The sequence below is a fragment of the Pseudomyxococcus flavus genome (assembly GCF_050038885.1).
In the GTDB taxonomy this organism is placed as follows: Bacteria; Myxococcota; Myxococcia; order Myxococcales; family Myxococcaceae; genus Myxococcus; species Myxococcus flavus.
The window spans coordinates 833,123-850,238 of record NZ_CP143624.1; the positions used below are offsets into that span (position 1 = coordinate 833,123).

Genomic DNA, 17,116 nt, shown 5'->3' on the forward strand with positions numbered 1-17,116 from the left:
CCCTCACTCATCGAGAATGAACTTCACGGGACGCTCCGCGGTGCCGAAGTAGCCCTCGGGCACGTCCTTGCCAGGGACGAGGGTGACCGCCGCCCCTTTCTTCTTGAGGACCGCGCGCTTCACCGGCGCATCCTTCCCGGGCAACCACACGGAGACCTCGTAGGTCCCCTGGCCGTCGTGCATCGCCAGGACGCGCAGCGTGCCCTTCCAGGTCGGCCATCGAAGGTGGACGTCGCGGCCCGATTCGAGCCGGAGGCCGGACTCGCCCTGCGCGCCCTGCACCTTCAGGGCAATCATCCGCACATCACGGGCGATGGGCGGGCCATCGGGCCCGTGCAGCGGAGGCACCGCGGGCGCGGCCCCTGACATGGCCAGGCTCCCTCCCCCCACGAGTCCAGACAGCACCACGGCGCGAATGCGACGAGCTGCTCGGGTCATCCACCGGACGCTATCAGCGCCTTTCCTGACTTCCACATTCCAGTCCGCCCGGCGTCCGGTCCCGGTGGGATTGACGCCCACGCGGACCGGCTTTATAAGTTGGTCAAACAACCAATAAACGAGCCCTGCATGCCCCGCCCGTCCAACACCGAAGAGCGCCGTCAGCAGATTGTCGCGGGCCTGCTGAAGGTCATGTCGGAGCGCGGCTACGAGCGTGCGTCCGTGGGCGAAATCGCGAAGGCGGCGGGCCTGAGCCCGGGGCTGGTCCACTACCACTTCAGCGACAAGCAGGAGATTCTCCTCACGCTGGTGGAGCAGCTCGCCGCGCAGGCCCGGCAGCGCGTGGAGGCGAGGCTCGCGCGGGTGAGGGGCCCGGACGCCCGGGCCCAGGTGGACGCCTTCCTGGAAGCGTTCCTCGCCACGGGCGCTGACGCGGCCCCCACCGCCGTCGCCAGCTGGGTCGTCATCAGCGCGGAGGCCATCCGCCAGCCCGAGGTCCGCGCCATCTACGAGCAGGTGGTGCGCGCCGACCTGGAGAAGCTGACGTCGCTCGTCGCGGCCGTCGTGGGACGGCGCAAGGCGCCCGCGCTGGCCGCAGGCCTGTTCGCCGCCGTGCAGGGGTACTTCGTGCTCTCCGCCAGCGTCCCGGGCCTCGTCCCCTCCGGGTCGGCCGCCAGCACCGTGAAGCGCATGGCCGCGGGGCTCCTGGATACGGCGGGCACGAAGGAGGACGCATGAAGACGGCGACCAAGCTCGGCCTGCTGTCCAGCCTCTACCTGTCGCAGGGGCTCCCCTTCGGCTTCTTCACCCAGGCGCTGCCGGTGCTGCTGCGCCACCAGGGGCTGTCGCTGCCGGCCATCGGCCTGGCCCACCTGCTGGCCCTGCCCTGGGCGCTCAAGTTCCTCTGGGCACCGCCCATGGACCGGCACGGCTCGTCACGATGGGGCCGGCGGCGCGGCTACATCCTCCCCTTGCAATGCCTGTCCGCGGGGCTGCTGCTCGGGCTCGCGCTGCCCGACGGGAGCCTGGATACGCGGCTGCTGATGGCCGCGGTGCTGGGCGTCAACCTCCTGGCCGCCACGCAGGACGTGGCCACCGACGGGCTCGCGGTGGACCTGCTCACGCCCACCGAGCGGGGTTGGGGCAACGGCATCCAGGTGGCCGCCTATCGCGTGGGGATGATTCTGGGCGGCGGGGTGATGCTCGCCGTCTTCGACGCGGTGGGCTGGCGCCCCACGTTCCTCGCGCTGGGCGCGGTGCTGCTCGCGGCCACCTTCCCCATCGCGCGCTACCGCGAGCCGCCCTCCGCGCCTCCCGCCGCGCAGAGCCTGGGCCTGAGGTGGTGGCTGACGCGCCCGGGCGCCGCCCCATGGCTCACGCTGCTCGTCGTCTACAAGGCTGGCGAGGCCCTGGCCACGGGCATGCTGCGCACCTTCCTGGTGGACGCGGGCCTGTCGCTGACGGACATCGGCTGGATGCTGGGCGGCGTGGGCTTCACCGCGGGCCTCGTGGGCGCGCTGCTGGGGGGCAGCCTGGTGGCGCGACTCGGGCGGCGGAAGGCCCTGCTCGTCTTCGGCGGCATCCAGGCCGGCGCGGTGCTGCTCTACGCCCTCGCGGCCCGCGGCGGCGCATCCCACGCCGTGCTCACCGCGGTCTGCGGCGTGGAGCACGTGGCCAGCGGCATGGCCACCGCCGCCGTCTTCACCGCGATGATGGACGCGTGCCGGCCGGACCACGCCGCCACCGACTACACCGTGCAGGCCTCCGTGGTGGTGCTAACCACGGGCGCCGCCGCCGCGGTGAGCGGCTTCAGCGCGCAGGCCCTGGGCTATGCCGGGCACTTCACGCTGGCCGCGCTCCTCTGCGCCGCGGGCACGCTGTACGCGGCCCTCACCTTCCACCCGCCCCGGAGCCTCGCTCCCGGGGCCGCACTCGAGGTGTCGTGATGACCATCGCCGTCTACGCCGGCAGCTTCGACCCCGTCACGGCCGGCCACATGTCCGTCGTCCGCCAGGCCGCCCGGCTCTTCCGCCACGTGGTGGTGGTGGTGGCCATCAATCCCGACAAGCAGACCCTGCTGTCCGCCGAGGAGCGCGTGGCCCTGCTCCGCGAGGCCGTGGCGCACCACCCCAACGTCACCGTGGCCTTCACCCAGGGGCTCATCGTCGACTTCGCGCGCGACATCGGCGCCAGCGTCCTGCTGCGCGGCGTGCGCGGCGCCACGGACGCCCAGTTCGAGACGACGCTGGCGCAGAACAACCGCGCGCTGGCGCCCGAGCTGTCCACCCTCTTCCTCCCCGCCGAGGCCCACCTGGCCGAGGTGAGCAGCAGCGGACTGAAGGCCCGCGTGGCGCGCGGCGAGGACGTTTCCGCCTTCTGTCCGCCGGCCGTCGCGGCGAAGCTCCAGGAGCGACTGGCCCCTACCCTCCGGAGCTCGCCATGAGCCTGTCCTTCATCACCCTTGGCATCGGCGACGCCTTCTCCGCCCTGCGCTACTCCTCCTGCCTCGCGGTGGAAGCGGAGGGTCAGGTGCTGCTCGTGGACTGCCCGCACCCCATCCGGAAGATGATGCGCGAGGCCTCCGAGTCCACCGGCGAGCCCCTGGACGCGGACCGCGTCAGCGCCGTGGCCCTCACCCACCTGCACGCGGACCACGCGTCGGGCCTGGAGAGCCTGGGCTACTTCTCCTTCTTCGTCCTGAAGCGGAAGCTGGAGGTGCTCGCCCACCCCGCCGTCGCCCAGCGGCTCTGGGAGGGGAACCTGGCCGCCGGCATGGAGTGCCTCATCGAGCGGCGCGGCGAGCCGCCCAACGCCAAGCACTTCGACGACTACTTCGAGCACACGCCGCTCTCGACGGAGTCCTCCGTGCGGCACGGGCCCTTCCTCATCGAGAGCCGGATGACGTACCACCACGTGCCCACCACCGCGCTGCGCATCCACGCGGGAGGCCGGTGCCTGGGGTACAGCGCGGACACCGCCTTCGACGAGGGCCTCATCGACTGGCTCTCGGAGGCGGACCTCATCATCCACGAGACGAACTACGGCGTGCACACGCCCTACGAGAAGCTCGCGGCGCTGCCCGCCGAGCTGCGCGCCCGGATGCGGCTCATCCACTACCCGGACGACTTCGACACCGGCGCGAGCGTCATCGAACCGCTCGCGCAGGGCCGCCGCTACAACGTCTGAGGCCGCGAGGCGCCCGGTGCATGGAACCCGGGCGCCCCGCGCCGTCAGGCGCTACTGCGAGAAGATGACCAGCGAGTAGGGGCCGATGGCGAACGACGCGTTGTGCGACATGCCGTCCTTGGCGCCGCTGTAGGCGACGGTGTCGACGGTGGCCGTGTTGCCGAAGTCGCTGGAGTACACATTCGCGTCGCTGTTGAAGCGCGCGTACCACATGCCCCCGCGCGGGAAGCCGATGTTGTAGCTGGGGAAGTACGTGCCGCTGAAGTTGGCGACGATGACGACGTCATCCCCGGGCCCGCCGTTCTCCCAGCGGTGGTACGCAATCACCTTGCCGCTGTTGTTCACGTGGTGGACGTTGACGTTGCCGCCACGCAGGCCGCGCGTGTTGTTGAACCAGTTGCGGCGCAGGCGGATGAGGTCGCGGTACAGCGTCCGGATGCCGCCGTACGTGCTGTTCTTGCCCCAGTCCACCGGGTCCGTGTCCTGGAAGTAGCCGTCCTCGAGGAACTCCTGGCCCTGGAAGATCATCGGGATGCCGGGCGAGGTGAAGACGACGCCCGCCGCCAGCGTGGAGCGCTTCTTGGCGGCCCAGCTGCCCGCGTTGCCCGGCCAGATCTCCTCCGGCACGCGTGCCTTGCCGTTGGCCACCTCGTCGTGGCTCTCCGAGTAGATGACGCGCGCGGTGTGCCGCCCGCTGTACTGCTGGGTGATGGCGTTGCGCACCGCGTTCATGTCACGGCTGCCGTCGTTCGACGCGATGACCGCCGCGCGGATGGCGTGCACGAAGTCGCCGCCCCACTGCGAGTCGAAGTCGGCGCCGCCCGCGGTGTCGGACGAGGAGCCGTTGGTGATGGAGTCACCGCCGCCAAAGTCCTCGGCGATGCTGATCTTCCAGGGCTGCGTGGCGTTGATTTCCCGGTTGATGGAGCGGAACACGCGCCACGCGTCGGGGATGGCGGTGGAGTCGCTGCCATTCTGCGTGCGCATGTACTTGGTGGCGTCCCAGCGCAGACCGTCGCCACGGAAGTTGTGGAGCAGGTTCATCATCGAGTCGCGGATGTACGCGCGAACCTCGGGGCGGCCGTAGTCCGGGCGCGTGTCCCCCCACGGCGTGCTCTTGCGCCAGTCGTTGTAGAAGTACTCGCCGCCGGAGCCCAGGCAGTCGCCGCTGTAGCACCACATGGGCAGGTCGCTGGGGCCGTAGTGGTTGTGCACCACATCGAAGATGACGCCGATGCCGCGCATGTGCGCCTCGTCCACGAAGCGCTTCATGTCATTGGGGTGGCCGTAGGCGCTCTCCGGCGCGAACGGGAAGGCCGCGTTGTAGCCCCAGGAGAAGTCACCCGCGAACTCGTACGCGGGCATGACCTTGACCATGTTCGCGCCCAGGTCGCGGACGTGGTCGAGCTTGGCAATCGCGCTGTTCCAGTTGCCAGGGCCCCAGCCGGGCGAGTCATGGAACGTGCCGACGTGCAGCTCGTAGATGATCATCTCGTTGAACGCCGGCGTGCTGAACTGCTGCGCGTTCCACCAGTACTCACCATGGTCGTAGATGATGCTGGAGCCGGTGGAGTTCTCCTGCCACGCGGAACGGGGGTCCGCCCGCCACGCGTCGCTGCCCCACTGGTTGCGGGTGATGAACTTGTACTTCTGGCCCTTCACCGCGCCCGGGACGTCACCGGAGAAGTTGCCGTTGAACTCGTTGCCCAGCTCAATCCAGGTGCCCCAGCCGTTGAAATCGCCGGAGACGAACACCCGGCTCGCCAGCGGCGCCCAGGTACGGAACGTGACGCCACCGTTGTAGATGGTGGCGCCCATGCCCGGCCGCGTGGACGAGCTGAGCTGCTGGCTGATGACCGCCGTCTCCTCCGTGGAACCTTGCTGCCCTTCGAGCGCGGACTCCCCGCAGCCGGCAATCACACCGGCCAGCAGGAGCGCACCCCACCTGTTGCAGTGCCTCATGGATGACAACCTCCCTTGGTCAGGGAGCGTCCTAGCAACCGGCGTGAATCCAGCGCAAACGGCTCTGCACGAAATCTGTAACTTTTCACCATATCGGGGTGCATCCAATGTATCAGTCCGCACGCTGCCGCCACCGCGTGACACGGCGCGTGAAGCCCCCGGTGCTCGCCATCCTCCCCTGAGTGCGATACGCCCCCGATGTTGCGCCCCACCCAGGGAGCGCGCTGGGGAGAGCGACGCACGATGACGAAGAAGACAGCGCTGGCCCGCCGTGAGGCCCTCCTGGCGTTGGCCGCGGTCCTGGCCAGCGGTTGCGCCACGACCTCACCGGGCACCCCACCCGCGCCTCCCGCTGGCACGGTGCGCCTGACGCTGCTGCACCTGGCGGACGTCTACCAGGTGCAGGCCGTGGAGGACGGCCAGCGGGGGGGCCTGGCGCGTGCGGCCACGCTGCGCAAGCAGGTGCTGCGGGAGTCGCCTCATGTGCTGACGCTGATGGGCGGCGACACGCTGTCTCCTTCCGTGGAGTCCCTGGTGGAGCTGGATGGGCAGCAGCTCAAGGGCCGGCACATGGTGGCCGCCTGGAACGCACTGGGTCTGGACTACGCGGTGCTGGGCAACCACGAGTTCGACTTCGGGGACGACGTCCTACGCGAGCGAATCCGCGAGTCGCGCTTCACGTGGCTGGGCGCCAACGTGGAGGACACGAAGACAGGTGGCCTCTTCACCGGGGTGAAGGGCTACGCGGTGCGCGAGCTGGGTGGCATCAAGCTGGGCCTCTTCGGCGTGGTGCTGCCGGAGACGAAGGGCACCACCAAGGCGGGCAAGGACACCCACTTCGGCGACGTCTGCGAGGCGGCCCGGAGCGCGGTGGCGAAGCTGCGCGAGGCCGGCGCCCAGGTGGTGGTGGCGCTCACGCACCAGACGGCGGACCAGGACCGGGCCCTCACCCGCTGCGTGCCGGTGGACGTGGTGCTCGGCGGGCATGACCACGAGGCGCTGGAGGACCACAGCACGGGCACGCCCATCTTCAAGGTGGCCGCGGACGCGGTGGACGTGGGCCGGCTCACGCTGGACGTGGACACGGCGACGGCGAAGGTGCGCCAGGTGACGTGGCAGACGCTGCCGGTGACGCGGAAGGTGCCGGAGGACGCGGAGTTCAACGCGGCGATGCAGCCCTACGCGGCGCTGTTCGACCGGCTGTCGGAGCGCGTGGGCCGCACACCGGTGGCCCTGGACGCCCGGGCCGCGCAGGTGCGCACGCAGGAGACGAACCTGGGCTCGTTCGTCGCGGACGCCTTCCGCGCGGCGGCGGGCGCGGACGTGGCGCTGGTCAACGCGGGGGCGCTGCGGGCGGATACGGTGCTGCCCGCGGGCGGCGTGACGCGGAGAGATCTGCACTCCATCCTCCCCTACGCGGACGAGCTGGTGGTGCTGCTGGTGAAGGGGGACACGCTGCGCGCGGCGCTGGAGAATGGCGTCAGCCTCAGCCGCGAGGACTCGCGGCCGGGCCGCTTCCCCCAGGTGTCCGGGATGGAGTTCACGTTCGACTCGGACCGGCCCGCGGGCCAGCGGGTGCTGAACGTGACGGTGGGCGGCAAGCCGCTGGACACGGCAGCGACGTATCGGCTCGCGACGTTGAGCTTCCTCGCCAGCGGCAAGGACGGCTACGACATGCTGAAGAACCAGCCGTCCGTGCCGGCGATGGTGAACGGGGACTCCCCCCTGGATGTGCTGGCGGAGGCGTTCCGCACCGGCACGCCGTCGCCGCATGCCCAGGCGAATGGCCGCATCTCCCGGCTCGGCAGCGGCGCGTTGGCGCCCGACGCGCGGCAGCCGCCTGCGCCGCTCAAGTAGCGCGGCCCGGGACGGCGCAGCAATGCGCAATCCCCGCCCCCGCCCGGGGCAGGCCCGCTCAATCCGCCGTCCAGCCTCGCAGGCGATACACGACCCGCCCCGCCAGCTCGCGCAGCGCGTCCGTGCTCACGCTGAGCGCCCCGGCCCGGGGCAGCCAGCTCATCCGCCGCAGCGGCGTGCTGGACGCGCGCGCGTCCACCGGCAGCGTGTCTGGCCGCAACCCCACCGCCGCGAAGCACCCCGCCGCGCGTGGCATGTGCGCCGCGCTCGTCACCAGGAGCAGCGACGTCCAGCCTCGCGCCTGGATGATGCGCGCCGACTCGAGCGCGTTCTCCCGCGTGTTGCGGCTGCGCCCCTCCCGGACGATGCGCTCGGCCGGGATGCCCCACTGCTGGAGCTGCCGCGACAGCACCTCCGCCTCCACCACGGCCTCCGGCCTCGGGTCCAACGAGCCCCCGGAGAGGAGCACCTGCCGCGCCCGGCCCTCTCGCAGCAGCTCGAAGCCCCGCAGCACCCGCTCCACCGCCGCGTTGTACTCCGGCACGCCGGTGCGCTCGGTGGCCGCCGGGTCCAGCCCGCCGCCCAGGACGATGACGGCGTCATAGGTGACGCCCGGCTGGAACGTCCGCACCGCCCCCGCCTCCGTCAGCCGCATCAACCCCATGGCCACCGGCTCGGTGGAGAACGCGTACAGCCCCACCCCGCCCAGCAGGCTCAGCACCCGCGCCGCGCGTGGCCTCCGCCGCAGCCCCCAGGCCGCGAGCCACAGCAGCAGCGCCCAGGTGAGCGGCGCCAGCAGCAGGTCCAATACCTTCGACAGGAACAGGAACACGTCGCCTGGCGCTCTTCAGCGCTCGCCCCAATGGAGCTTCTGCCGGAGGATGGAGAAGTAGGCCACCTTCGGGTTGCGCACCAGGTTCACCCGGTTGGGCGAGCGCACCACCTCGATGCAGTCCCCGCCCTGGAGCCCGTGGCCCGTCTGCCCGTCGATGGTGAGGTACGTGTCCGCCGTCTCACTGCGCAGCGTCACCCGGATGGTCCGGTCCGCCGGCACGACGATGGAGCGCTGGGTGAGCGCGTGCGAACAGATGGGCGACAGCACCGTGCAGTCCACCGACGGGTGGACGATGGGTCCTCCCGCGGACAGCGAGTACGCCGTGGAGCCCGTGGGCGTGGCCAGGATGACGCCGTCCGACTTGTAGGTGGTGATGGGCACCCCGTCGATGGACGTCTCGTGGTCGGCGATGCGCGCCAGCGCGCCCTTGTTGATGACCACGTCGTTGAGGACCTCATCCTCGATGAGCGTCCGGCCCCCGCGCAGCAGGCGGCAGGTGAGCTTCATCCGGGAGTCCACCTGGAAGCGCCCCGCGAGCACCTGCTCCAGCATGGGGTACAGCTCTTCCACCGGGACTTCCGTCATGAAGCCCAGGCTGCCCAGGTTGACGCCGAGAATGGGCACCCCGCGGCCGCCCAGGAGGCGCGCCGCGTAGATGAGCGTGCCATCCCCGCCCAGCACCACCATCAGGTCCGCCCGAGCCACCAGCTCCCGGTCATCCACCCGAGGCCAGCCCACCTCATGGGCCAGCGTGCGGTCCGCCAGCACCGTCAGGTGGGGGTACCGCTCACGGATTTGGGCCGCGAGCGCTACCGCCTCGGGCTTGTCCCTCTTCGCGACGATTGCCAGGGTCTGCACGCAGCCCTGCCTTCTAATCCAGGCGGCCCCCCGGCGCTCATGCGAAATGCCGGGGTGCCCGCCTGCTGACACACGTCAGGACGCCGCTTCCAGCGCCTCGGTGTCCTCCGCCGGGGCCACGCGGGGCTTCATCGAGCGGCCGGCCACCTCGTACTGCTTGAGCAGGCGGCGGAAGTTGGAGCGGTCCACGCCCGCCGCACGGGCCGCGCTGGAGACGTTCTGGTTGTTCTTCTCCAGCAGCGCGGACAGGTAGCGCCGCTCGAAGGCGCGCATCGCCAGGCGCTTGGCCTGGGCGTAGGGCAGGTGTGCCAGGCTGAACACCTCCACGGTGGAGTCCGGCTGGGGCGCGGACTGGAAGCCCGGCGGCAGGTCCTCGACGTCGATGATGTCGTTGCCCGTGAGCACCACCGCGCGCTCGATGACGTTCTCCAGCTCGCGCACGTTGCCCGTCCACCGGTTGCAGGTGAGGGCCTCCATGGCGCGCGGGGAGATGCCCGTCACCTTCTTGTCCGCCTTGGCGGCGTACAGCTTCAGGAAGTGGTGCGCCAGGAGCGGCACGTCCTCGGGCCGGTCGCGCAGCGGCGGCAGGTCGATGGTGATGACGTTGAGGCGGTAGAAGAGGTCCTCGCGGAACTTGCCCTGCTCCTTGGCGCGGGACAGGTCCACGTGGGTGGCGGCGATGACGCGCACGTCCACCTTCACCGGCTCGTTGGCGCCCACGCGCTTGACCTCGCCCTCCTGGAGCACGCGCAGCAGGCGCACCTGGGTGGCGGGGGGCACGTCGCCAATCTCGTCCAGGAAGATGGTGCCGCCGTCGGCCGCCTCGAAGAGGCCCTTCTTGTTGCCGGTGGCGCCGGTGAAGCTGCCCTTCACGTGGCCGAAGAGCTCGCTCTCCAGCAGCGTCTCCGTCAGCGCCGAGCAGTTGACGGCCACGAAGGGCTTGTCCTTGCGCGCGCTGCGGTAGTGGATGGCGCGGGCCACCAGCTCCTTGCCCGTGCCGCTCTCACCCTGGATGAGCACCGTGGCCGTGGAGTGGCTCACCGTCTCCACCAGCTTGAAGACGGAGCGCATCTGCGTGGACTGGCCGATGAGGTCCTCGAACTGGCTGCGAACCGTGAGGGCCTCCTCCAGCGCGCGGGCGCGGTCCTTGAGCGCCTTGCGCTCGGCCGCCTTGGCCACCGTGAGGCTGACCTCGTCGATGTTCTCGAAGGGCTTGGTGAGGTAGTCGTAGGCGCCCGCCTTCACCGCCTCCACCGCCGTCTCCACGGTGGCGAAGGCCGTCATCATGATGACCTCCACGTCCGGGCGCTCGGCCTTGATGCCGCGCAGCAGGTCCATGCCGGACAGGTTGGGCATCTTGATGTCCAGGACGACCACGTCGATGGTGGGGTCCTTGGCCGCCGTCAGGCCCTCCACCGCGTCGTCAATGGCCACCACCGGGTGGCCCTCGCGCTGGAGAATCTGCGTCACGGCCTTGAGGACGACGGAATCGTCATCCACGACGAGGACTTTGGCGCGCTTGACTTGGTTCACGGCAACCTCTCGAGCTGCAGGGGGATGGGCAGAAAAACGGTGAAGCAGGAGCCTTGGCCGACCTGGGTGTCCACGTGGAAGCTGCCCCCGTGGTCCTGGACGATGCGGTACGCGATGGAGAGCCCCAGGCCGGTGCCTTCACCCGGGGCCTTGGTGGTGAACGACGGCTCGAAGATGCGGGGCAGGTGCTTCTCCTCGATGCCCGTGCCGGTGTCCGTCACCGCGAAGTAGCAGCGGTCGCCCTCGCGACCGGTCACCAGCGTCAGCTTGCCCTCGCGCTCGGGCAGCGCCTGGAGACCATTCTGCAGGAGGTTGAGCACCACCTGCGCGAGCTGGCCGGGGTCGCCGTACACCTTCGGCAGGTCGTCCGCGAGCCCCAGCGACAGCTCCACCGTGGGCATGGACTTGAGCTGCGCGCGGAACAGCACGGCCGCGTCCTCCACGCACTTGGACAGGTCGAAGGGCCGCCGGTCCTCCACGCGGCTGTGGCGGCTGAACTTCAGGAGGCTCTCGACGATGCGCTTGCAGCGCAGCGCGCTCTCCTCGATGAGCCCCAGCGACTCCAGGTCCGCCTCGCTGCGGCCCGCGTCGCGCGACATCAGCTGCGCGAAGGCGAGGATGCCGCCCAGCGGGTTGTTGATTTCGTGCGCCACCCCGCCGGCGAGCTGGCCCACCGCGGCCATCTTCTCCGTCTCGATGAGCCGGCGCGTCATCGCCTGCTCCTCGGTGACGTCCCGGTAGGTGCAGACGACGCGCTCATCCCCCGCCATGGGGTAGGCGGACACCACGAAGGTGCGCCCGCCCTGGCGGACCTCGCCGCGCGCGCCCTTGCCACTCTCCACCGCCGCCGGCAGCGGGCAGCCCGTGCACGGCTCGTTGCGGCCGAAGAGGTAGCGGTAGCACGTGGTGTCGGAGGGAATCTCCTCGATGGAGCGCCCGGCCACGTCCGCGTACGCGAGGTTCGCCCGCCGCACCGCGAAGTCGCGCGCGCGCACCACGCACAGCGGCGTCTCCATGCAGTCGAAGGACAGCTCCCACTCGCGCTTGGCCTGGCTCAGCATGCGCGTGCGCTGCGCGACGCGCTCCTCCAGGTCCGCGTTGAGCAGCTTCAGCTCCGCGTTCTGCGCCTGCGTCACCGTGTAGAGCCGCTCGTTCTCCGCCTGGAGCGCGTACTGCTCGAAGGCGCTCTTCACCGTCAGCACCAGGTGGCTGTCGTTCCAGGGCTTGGAGATGAAGCGGAAGATCTCGGACCGGTTGATGGCCTCTTCGATGGCCTGCTGGTCCGCCTGCCCCGTCAGCATGATGCGCTGGGCGCGCGGCTCCTGCTGCTTCACCCGGGTGAGGAAGTCGACGCCATTCATCCCCGGCATGCGGAAGTCGGAGATGACGACCTCGGGGTGGAAGGCCTCCACCGCCCGCAGGCCCTGCTCGGCGTCCGTCGCCGTCTCGATGTCCCAGTCACCGCGGCGCAGCACCCGGCGGATGGACTTGAGGATGTTCTCCTCGTCGTCCACGAGGAGCAGCCGCCCGCGCGGCGAAACGGCCTGCTGACCGTGGGCATGTGCGGCTTGAGAACCCATGAATTGTTTCCGCCCCCTGACAAATGCAATGGCCCTGCCAGCAGAAACTCCCTGCCCAACAGTCTGGAATCACGGGCCTTGACATTTCCGTGGCGCGAAACAACACCGGGTGCAATTAGACCCATCCCTACGAAATGGGTCAACACAGACCCCGGGTCTTTGACCCGGGCTAGGTTCCCGGCGGACCGATGGGGAGCTGGGGGTGCAGGCAGATGCGGTCCCTGCCGTCCCGCTTGGCCTGGTAGAGCGCCTCGTCCGCGGTGAGGAGCAGCTGCTCCGGGCTGAGGACGGTGCGGTGGGGGAAGCTGGAGACGCCCAGGGACGCGGTGACCTGGAGGCTGGCATCGAGCTCCAGACGCAGGGCGCGCAGCTCCCGGCGGACGCGCTCGGCCACGGTGAGGGCCCCGGTGAAGTGGGTGCGTGGCAGCAGCACCGCGAACTCCTCTCCTCCGTAGCGGGCGACCAGGTCCGTCTCTCGCACGCCCCGTGTGAGGGCGGCGGCCACCTCGCGCAGCACGCCATCTCCAGCGGAGTGGCCGTACTTGTCGTTGATTTCCTTGAAGTAATCCAGGTCCAGGAGGATGAGCGAGAGGGCGTCGTCATAGCGCTGAGCGCGGCGGAACTCCTCCCTCAGTCGCTCTTGGAAGTGCCGGTGGTTGTGCACCCCCGTGAGGCCATCCGTGGAGGACAGCCGCTGCAGCTCCCCGACCTGGGTGGCGAGCGCCTCCAGCCGGGCGTGAACGACCAGGGCGCGGTGCACCCGGGCCAGCAGCTCCTCCGGGGTCCATGGGTCCAAAACGACCTCAGCCCCGCGACGCAGGGCTTCCACCCAGGTGTCCCGCGGCTCGGGAGGCGCTAGGAGCACCACGGGCGTTCCCAGGGCACCGTCGCCCGGCGTCAGCCGCTCCAGCAGGGCCAGGCTGGCGGTCGCATCCTCGCCTGGACACAAGACGACCAGGGAAACCTCCCGCGCCAGTCTCGGCACCTCCGGGCCGTGGGCGGTGATGCGGAGGGCGAAGTCCTCCGGGCCCAGGGCTCGGGCCACGCGTGGCAACGTCGACTGCGAGTCATCCACTACCAGCAGGGTAAAGGGCCTGGAGTTCACAGTGTCCCCGCAAAATGGTGCTTTCACGGTATCACATGCCTGCGACGGAGTGCGACCCCCGTCCGATGGGAAAAGCGGGATTCTCTGCTACCAAGTCACTAACCCTGTAGGTCCGCCATCGGAGGTCGCCCATGGCCTCATACCCGAGCGTCAGCCTGTTCTTCCCGGCCTGGAACGAAGAGGACTATGTCGAGCGAGCGGTGAGCCGGGCCCTGGAGGTCCTGCCTGGCCTGACGGACGACTTCGAAATCATCGTCGTCGATGACGCGTCCACGGACCGTACCTGGGAGGTCTGTGAGGAGCTGGCCCGAAAGGTGCCGCAGCTGCGCGTCATCCACCATCCGGTGAATCTGAAGCTGGGGGGTGCCATGCGCACCGGCCTGGCGGCCTCGACGAAGGACATCGTCGTGTACTCGGATGTGGACCTGCCCTGGGACATGCGGGAGCTGGAGCGCGCCCTGCACCTGATGGCGTACCTGGAGGCGGACATGATTTGCGCCTTCCGGTTTGACCGCACGAGCGAGGGCGCCAGGCGCATCGTCTACTCGTACGTCTACAACCTGCTCATCCGGTCGCTCTTCGACATCCAGATCAAGGACGTCAACTTCAGCTTCAAGGTGATGCAACGCCGCGTGCTGGAGTCCATGGAGCTGCACAGCCAGGGCTCGTTCATCGACGCGGAGCTGGTGGTGAAGGCCATCCGCCAGGGCTTCCGCGTGTTCCAGATGGGCGTGGACTACTTCCCGCGCACGCGCGGCGTGTCCACGCTGGCCTCGCCTTCCGTCATCGCGACGATGGTGCGGGAGCTGGTGGCGCTCTACCCGAAGCTGCGCTCACCCGAGCCGCCCGTGCACCCCGTGCGCCTGCCGCCGTCCGTGCAGCAGCTCCACACCGTGTCGCCGGGCCACGCGGCGCGGGGTTCAGCCCACGGATGACACGCCGCCTCACGCGGCTGGTGGTGAACGCGGATGACCTGGGGCTCCATGCCTCCCTGGACGCGGGCATCCTCCGCGCGCACCGCGACGGCATCGTCACCAGCGCCACCCTGCTGGCCATGGGGCCCACGGCGGCCGGGGCGGCGGCACGCGCGAAGGCAGCGGGGCTCGCGGTGGGACTCCACCTGGCCCTCTCGACGCGGCTTCCACCGGCGGCGCCCGCCCATGAGGTGCCCACGGTAGCGCCCGGGGGGCGGCTGCGTGGCAGCTGGGCGGACTTCGCCCGCGCGTGGCTCACGGGCCAGGTGCGCCGGGACGAGCTGGCGCGCGAGCTGTCCGCGCAGCTCGAACGAGCCCGGGCGCTGGGAATCGAGGTGGACCACCTGGACGGGCACCAGCACCTGCACCTGCTGCCCGGGGTGCGGCCTCTCGTGGAGGTCCTGGCCGCGCGGGAGCGGCTGCCGCTGCGCTGGCCGGATGCCCTGCCCCGCCCTCGCTGGCTGCGGACGCCGGGCCCCGCGCTCAAGGCGACGCTGTTGGCCGTGCTCGCCCGCGCCGCGCCGAGGGCCGCCTGGGGCGTGCGCCGGGTGAGCGCGGGCGGCCTCTTCGAGGCGGGCCGCCTGGACGAGTCCGCCCTGCTCGCGGTGGTGGACGCGCTGCCTCCGGGGGACTTCGAGCTGGGCTGCCACCCGGGTGAAGGCGCGCCGCACGTGCCGGAGGACCCGGGCTGGCGCTACGGGTGGCAGGCGGAGCTGGAGGCGCTCACCAGCGCACGGGTGAAGGCGCGGCTGCTCGAGCGCGGCGTGCAGTTGCACAGCTACGGCACGTTATTCTCGGCCACGTAGAGGCCGTGAGGCGTGGTGTCGCGCGGTCCCACACCGCCGCCTCGCTCACCGCGAAGCCCGCTTCAGCGCCCCCCCGGGCGCTCCGCCACGCAGAGGATGCCGAGGGAGACGGAGCCGAGGCGCACGCTCACAACCTCGCGCAGCAATGAGGCCCGCGGCCTCGGCTACGCCCCCCGGCGCTCCGCCACATAGAGGACATGCGGCGTGGTGTAGCCCGCGCCCAGGTCCACCACCTCGCGCACGGCGAAGCCCGCGTCCTCCAGGTACCGCGTCAGCGACCCGCGCGGCTTCAGCGCCATGCCACCACTGGCCTTCGTGCGCCCCAGCAGCGACACCATCACCCACTCCTGCGCCAGTGCCTTGCGGTGCTTCCAGGAGCCGTCCCCCTCCACCTCCTTGAGCAACAGCCGCCCGCCCGGCCGCAGCAGGCCATGCACCGTGGAGAGGAAGCCCGGCCACTTCGACTCGGGCAGCAGGTACAGCACGTCGCAGACCACCGCCGCGTCGAAGCCCCCGGGTGGCTCGCGGGCCAGCGTCTCCTCCACGGTGCCTTCCGCGATGCGCACGTTGGGCTGTCCCGCGAGCGCGCGCCTCGCCCAGGCCACCTTGCGCGGGTCCGGGTCCACGCCGTGCACCGCGCGACGCGGGTCCGCCAGGGCCAGCAGCGCGGTCAGCAGCCCATGCCCACAGCCGATGTCCGCCACCCTGCCGCCGGGTGTCCGCGCCGCCAGGGCCAGCAGCGGCGCGGAGAAGGCGCGCGCGTGGACGTGGAAGCGCTCGGCGACGGGCAATCCGTCGTAGCGCAAGAGGGCCTGATGAAGCAGCTCGCTCATGACACGTAGTAGTCGGCGCCGAAGGCCCACGAGAGGACGAGCAGCGACGCCGCGCCCACCGCCAGCGCCCCGCGCAGCAGCCGGGGCCGCTCGCGCAGCAGCATCGCCGCGGTGAGGAAGAGCGGGAAGGCGGACAGCAGGTAGCGCCCCATGCCCATGAAGTCCTTCGTGGACCACGCGGGCATGCCCACCATGGCCAGCACGTACACGGCATACCCCCAGCCCAACCGCTTGCGCGTGGGCCACACCAGCGCCAGCGCCAGCACCGTGAAGAAGGCATGCGCCGCCAGCCGGATGGCCTCGCGCTTGTCCTGCGGCGCGAGCACGACGCGCTCGAGCCAGCTCACCTTCAGCCACGTGTGCCAGCCGGGAATCTGCTCCCAGCCGGGCGCCCCCTGCACCTTCACGAAGGCCACCGGGTCTCCGAACTGGTGCCACAGGAAGAGCATGTACGCGCCGAAGCCCAGGCCCGACAGCACCGGCAGGAAGTCCACCGCGCTCCACGTCTCCCCGCGCGCGTGCTTCCACTCCAGGCGGCGCACCAGCAGGCCCAGCACCACCGCGGGCGCCACGGGTCGTGCCGCCGTGGCCACCGCCGCCACCAGGACGGCGGGCAGCAGGAGCCCCCGCTCCAGCAGCAGGAAGGCCGCCACCACCAGCAGGACGAACAGCGCGTCCGAGTACATGGCGCCGTAGAAGTAGAGCGTGAAGGGATAGCAGGCCATCAGCAGCCCGGCCTTCAGCGCGGTGTCCTCGTCCGTGAGCCTGCGCGCCCAGCGGGTGAAGAGAATCAGCGCCAGCGGACCGCACACCAGCGTGACGAGCACGCCGGACTGGTACACGTTGGGGCCCAGCGTCTCCACCGCCCGGATGAGCAGTGGATAGAGCGGGAAGAAGGCCACCGAGCTCTGCTGCCCCGGCACGAACTGGTAGCCCTCCTGGGCAATCCGCATGTACCAGCTCGAGTCCCAGGCCACCCAGCCCATGGTGAAGTACTCGTCGAGCCGGACCACGGGGTTGCTCGGGTCCTTGTGGAAGAAGCGCCAGGCCCCAGCGGTGGCGGCGGCACCACAGGCCACCACGGCCGCGAGGGCGAACAGGGCAATGCTTCGGGACGCAGAGCGTACCATTCGAGTCCGGAAGCTCGGG

General features: G+C 70.5%; 16 protein-coding genes. 7 read left to right on the forward strand and 9 right to left on the reverse strand.

Annotated features, from left to right (window positions below; translation table 11 throughout):
* Positions 1-3: 3 nt before the first annotated feature.
* The gene (locus VZL07_RS03355; RefSeq protein ID WP_426753877.1) at positions 4-369 is read right to left on the reverse strand and encodes a hypothetical protein; all 366 of its coding nucleotides are present in this window, start codon (positions 367-369) and stop codon (positions 4-6) included.
* A gap of 198 nt (positions 370-567) precedes the next feature.
* On the opposite strand from VZL07_RS03355, the gene VZL07_RS03360 reads away from it, so the two are divergent.
* From VZL07_RS03360 to VZL07_RS03375, 4 genes are read left to right on the forward strand one after another with little or no spacing between them, the layout of a single operon-like run.
* Complete coding sequence (locus VZL07_RS03360; RefSeq protein ID WP_426753878.1) at positions 568-1,176, forward strand: TetR/AcrR family transcriptional regulator; 609 nt, start codon at positions 568-570, stop codon at positions 1,174-1,176.
* A complete protein-coding gene (locus tag VZL07_RS03365) occupies positions 1,173-2,384 on the forward strand; it encodes an MFS transporter (protein WP_426753879.1) in 1,212 nt (403 codons plus the stop codon). Before VZL07_RS03360 ends, VZL07_RS03365 begins: the two co-directional genes overlap by 4 nt.
* Positions 2,384-2,881, forward strand: coding sequence for a pantetheine-phosphate adenylyltransferase (coaD, locus tag VZL07_RS03370; protein ID WP_426753880.1), 498 nt, complete (start codon positions 2,384-2,386; stop codon positions 2,879-2,881). The genes VZL07_RS03365 and coaD overlap by 1 nt, the downstream gene beginning before the upstream one ends.
* Positions 2,878-3,624 (forward strand): MBL fold metallo-hydrolase, encoded by a 747-nt coding sequence (locus tag VZL07_RS03375; protein ID WP_426753881.1) that lies wholly within the window; start codon positions 2,878-2,880, stop codon positions 3,622-3,624. The genes coaD and VZL07_RS03375 overlap by 4 nt, the downstream gene beginning before the upstream one ends.
* Positions 3,625-3,675: 51 nt before the next feature.
* On the opposite strand, the gene VZL07_RS03380 is transcribed toward VZL07_RS03375, so the two are convergent.
* Complete coding sequence (locus VZL07_RS03380; RefSeq protein WP_426753882.1) at positions 3,676-5,586, reverse strand: alpha-amylase family glycosyl hydrolase; 1,911 nt, start codon at positions 5,584-5,586, stop codon at positions 3,676-3,678.
* 243 nt (positions 5,587-5,829) lie between these two features.
* Here VZL07_RS03380 and VZL07_RS03385 point away from each other — a divergent pair, with 243 nt between their 5' ends.
* The gene (locus VZL07_RS03385) at positions 5,830-7,443 is read left to right on the forward strand and encodes a bifunctional metallophosphatase/5'-nucleotidase (RefSeq protein WP_426753883.1); all 1,614 of its coding nucleotides are present in this window, start codon (positions 5,830-5,832) and stop codon (positions 7,441-7,443) included.
* A 58-nt stretch (positions 7,444-7,501) separates the two neighbouring features.
* Here the strand turns inward: VZL07_RS03385 and VZL07_RS03390 are convergent, their stop codons facing one another.
* The 5 genes from VZL07_RS03390 to VZL07_RS03410 all read right to left on the reverse strand — a co-directional run bounded on the left by VZL07_RS03390 (position 7,502) and on the right by VZL07_RS03410 (position 13,381).
* A complete protein-coding gene (locus VZL07_RS03390; RefSeq protein ID WP_426753884.1) occupies positions 7,502-8,275 on the reverse strand; it encodes a YdcF family protein in 774 nt (257 codons plus the stop codon).
* Between the two features lie 15 nt (positions 8,276-8,290).
* Entirely contained in the window at positions 8,291-9,136 is an 846-nt protein-coding gene (locus tag VZL07_RS03395; protein WP_426753885.1) for an NAD(+)/NADH kinase, read from the reverse strand.
* Between the two features lie 75 nt (positions 9,137-9,211).
* On the reverse strand, positions 9,212-10,669 hold the full coding sequence (locus VZL07_RS03400) for a sigma-54-dependent transcriptional regulator (RefSeq protein WP_426753886.1): 1,458 nt from the start codon (positions 10,667-10,669) through the stop codon (positions 9,212-9,214).
* Positions 10,666-12,249, reverse strand: a complete 1,584-nt coding sequence (locus VZL07_RS03405) for an ATP-binding protein (protein WP_426753887.1) — start codon at positions 12,247-12,249, stop codon at positions 10,666-10,668. The genes VZL07_RS03400 and VZL07_RS03405 overlap by 4 nt, the downstream gene beginning before the upstream one ends.
* 169 nt (positions 12,250-12,418) lie before the next feature.
* Positions 12,419-13,381, reverse strand: a complete 963-nt coding sequence (locus VZL07_RS03410; RefSeq protein WP_426753888.1) for a GGDEF domain-containing response regulator — start codon at positions 13,379-13,381, stop codon at positions 12,419-12,421.
* Positions 13,382-13,485: 104 nt separating this feature from the next.
* On the opposite strand from VZL07_RS03410, the gene VZL07_RS03415 reads away from it, so the two are divergent.
* Together VZL07_RS03415 and VZL07_RS03420 are read left to right on the forward strand one after the other, a co-directional pair.
* A complete protein-coding gene (locus tag VZL07_RS03415; protein ID WP_426753889.1) occupies positions 13,486-14,289 on the forward strand; it encodes a glycosyltransferase family 2 protein in 804 nt (267 codons plus the stop codon).
* Positions 14,286-15,134, forward strand: coding sequence for a ChbG/HpnK family deacetylase (locus VZL07_RS03420; protein WP_426753890.1), 849 nt, complete (start codon positions 14,286-14,288; stop codon positions 15,132-15,134). Before VZL07_RS03415 ends, VZL07_RS03420 begins: the two co-directional genes overlap by 4 nt.
* Positions 15,135-15,298: 164 nt before the next feature.
* On the opposite strand, the gene VZL07_RS03425 is transcribed toward VZL07_RS03420, so the two are convergent.
* On the reverse strand, positions 15,299-15,967 hold the full coding sequence (locus VZL07_RS03425; RefSeq protein ID WP_426753891.1) for a class I SAM-dependent methyltransferase: 669 nt from the start codon (positions 15,965-15,967) through the stop codon (positions 15,299-15,301).
* Positions 15,964-17,097, reverse strand: a complete 1,134-nt coding sequence (locus VZL07_RS03430; RefSeq protein ID WP_426753892.1) for a mannosyltransferase family protein — start codon at positions 17,095-17,097, stop codon at positions 15,964-15,966. The genes VZL07_RS03425 and VZL07_RS03430 overlap by 4 nt, the downstream gene beginning before the upstream one ends.
* Positions 17,098-17,116 lie beyond the last annotated feature (19 nt).

What these genes read in the sequence shown, in the direction of transcription:
- VZL07_RS03360 (WP_426753878.1), top strand. Translation starts at nt 568, where the DNA reads ATGCCCCGCCCGTCCAACACCGAAGAGCGCCGTCAGCAGATTGTCGCG.
- coaD (WP_426753880.1), top strand. Translation starts at nt 2,384, where the DNA reads ATGACCATCGCCGTCTACGCCGGCAGCTTCGACCCCGTCACGGCCGGC.
- VZL07_RS03420 (WP_426753890.1), top strand. Translation starts at nt 14,286, where the DNA reads ATGACACGCCGCCTCACGCGGCTGGTGGTGAACGCGGATGACCTGGGG.
- VZL07_RS03385 (WP_426753883.1), top strand. Translation starts at nt 5,830, where the DNA reads ATGACGAAGAAGACAGCGCTGGCCCGCCGTGAGGCCCTCCTGGCGTTG.
- VZL07_RS03380 (WP_426753882.1), bottom strand. Translation starts at nt 5,586, where the DNA reads ATGAGGCACTGCAACAGGTGGGGTGCGCTCCTGCTGGCCGGTGTGATT.
- VZL07_RS03365 (WP_426753879.1), top strand. Translation starts at nt 1,173, where the DNA reads ATGAAGACGGCGACCAAGCTCGGCCTGCTGTCCAGCCTCTACCTGTCG.
- VZL07_RS03415 (WP_426753889.1), top strand. Translation starts at nt 13,486, where the DNA reads ATGGCCTCATACCCGAGCGTCAGCCTGTTCTTCCCGGCCTGGAACGAA.
- VZL07_RS03425 (WP_426753891.1), bottom strand. Translation starts at nt 15,967, where the DNA reads ATGAGCGAGCTGCTTCATCAGGCCCTCTTGCGCTACGACGGATTGCCC.
- VZL07_RS03430 (WP_426753892.1), bottom strand. Translation starts at nt 17,097, where the DNA reads ATGGTACGCTCTGCGTCCCGAAGCATTGCCCTGTTCGCCCTCGCGGCC.
- VZL07_RS03405 (WP_426753887.1), bottom strand. Translation starts at nt 12,249, where the DNA reads ATGGGTTCTCAAGCCGCACATGCCCACGGTCAGCAGGCCGTTTCGCCG.
- VZL07_RS03375 (WP_426753881.1), top strand. Translation starts at nt 2,878, where the DNA reads ATGAGCCTGTCCTTCATCACCCTTGGCATCGGCGACGCCTTCTCCGCC.
- VZL07_RS03355 (WP_426753877.1), bottom strand. Translation starts at nt 369, where the DNA reads ATGTCAGGGGCCGCGCCCGCGGTGCCTCCGCTGCACGGGCCCGATGGC.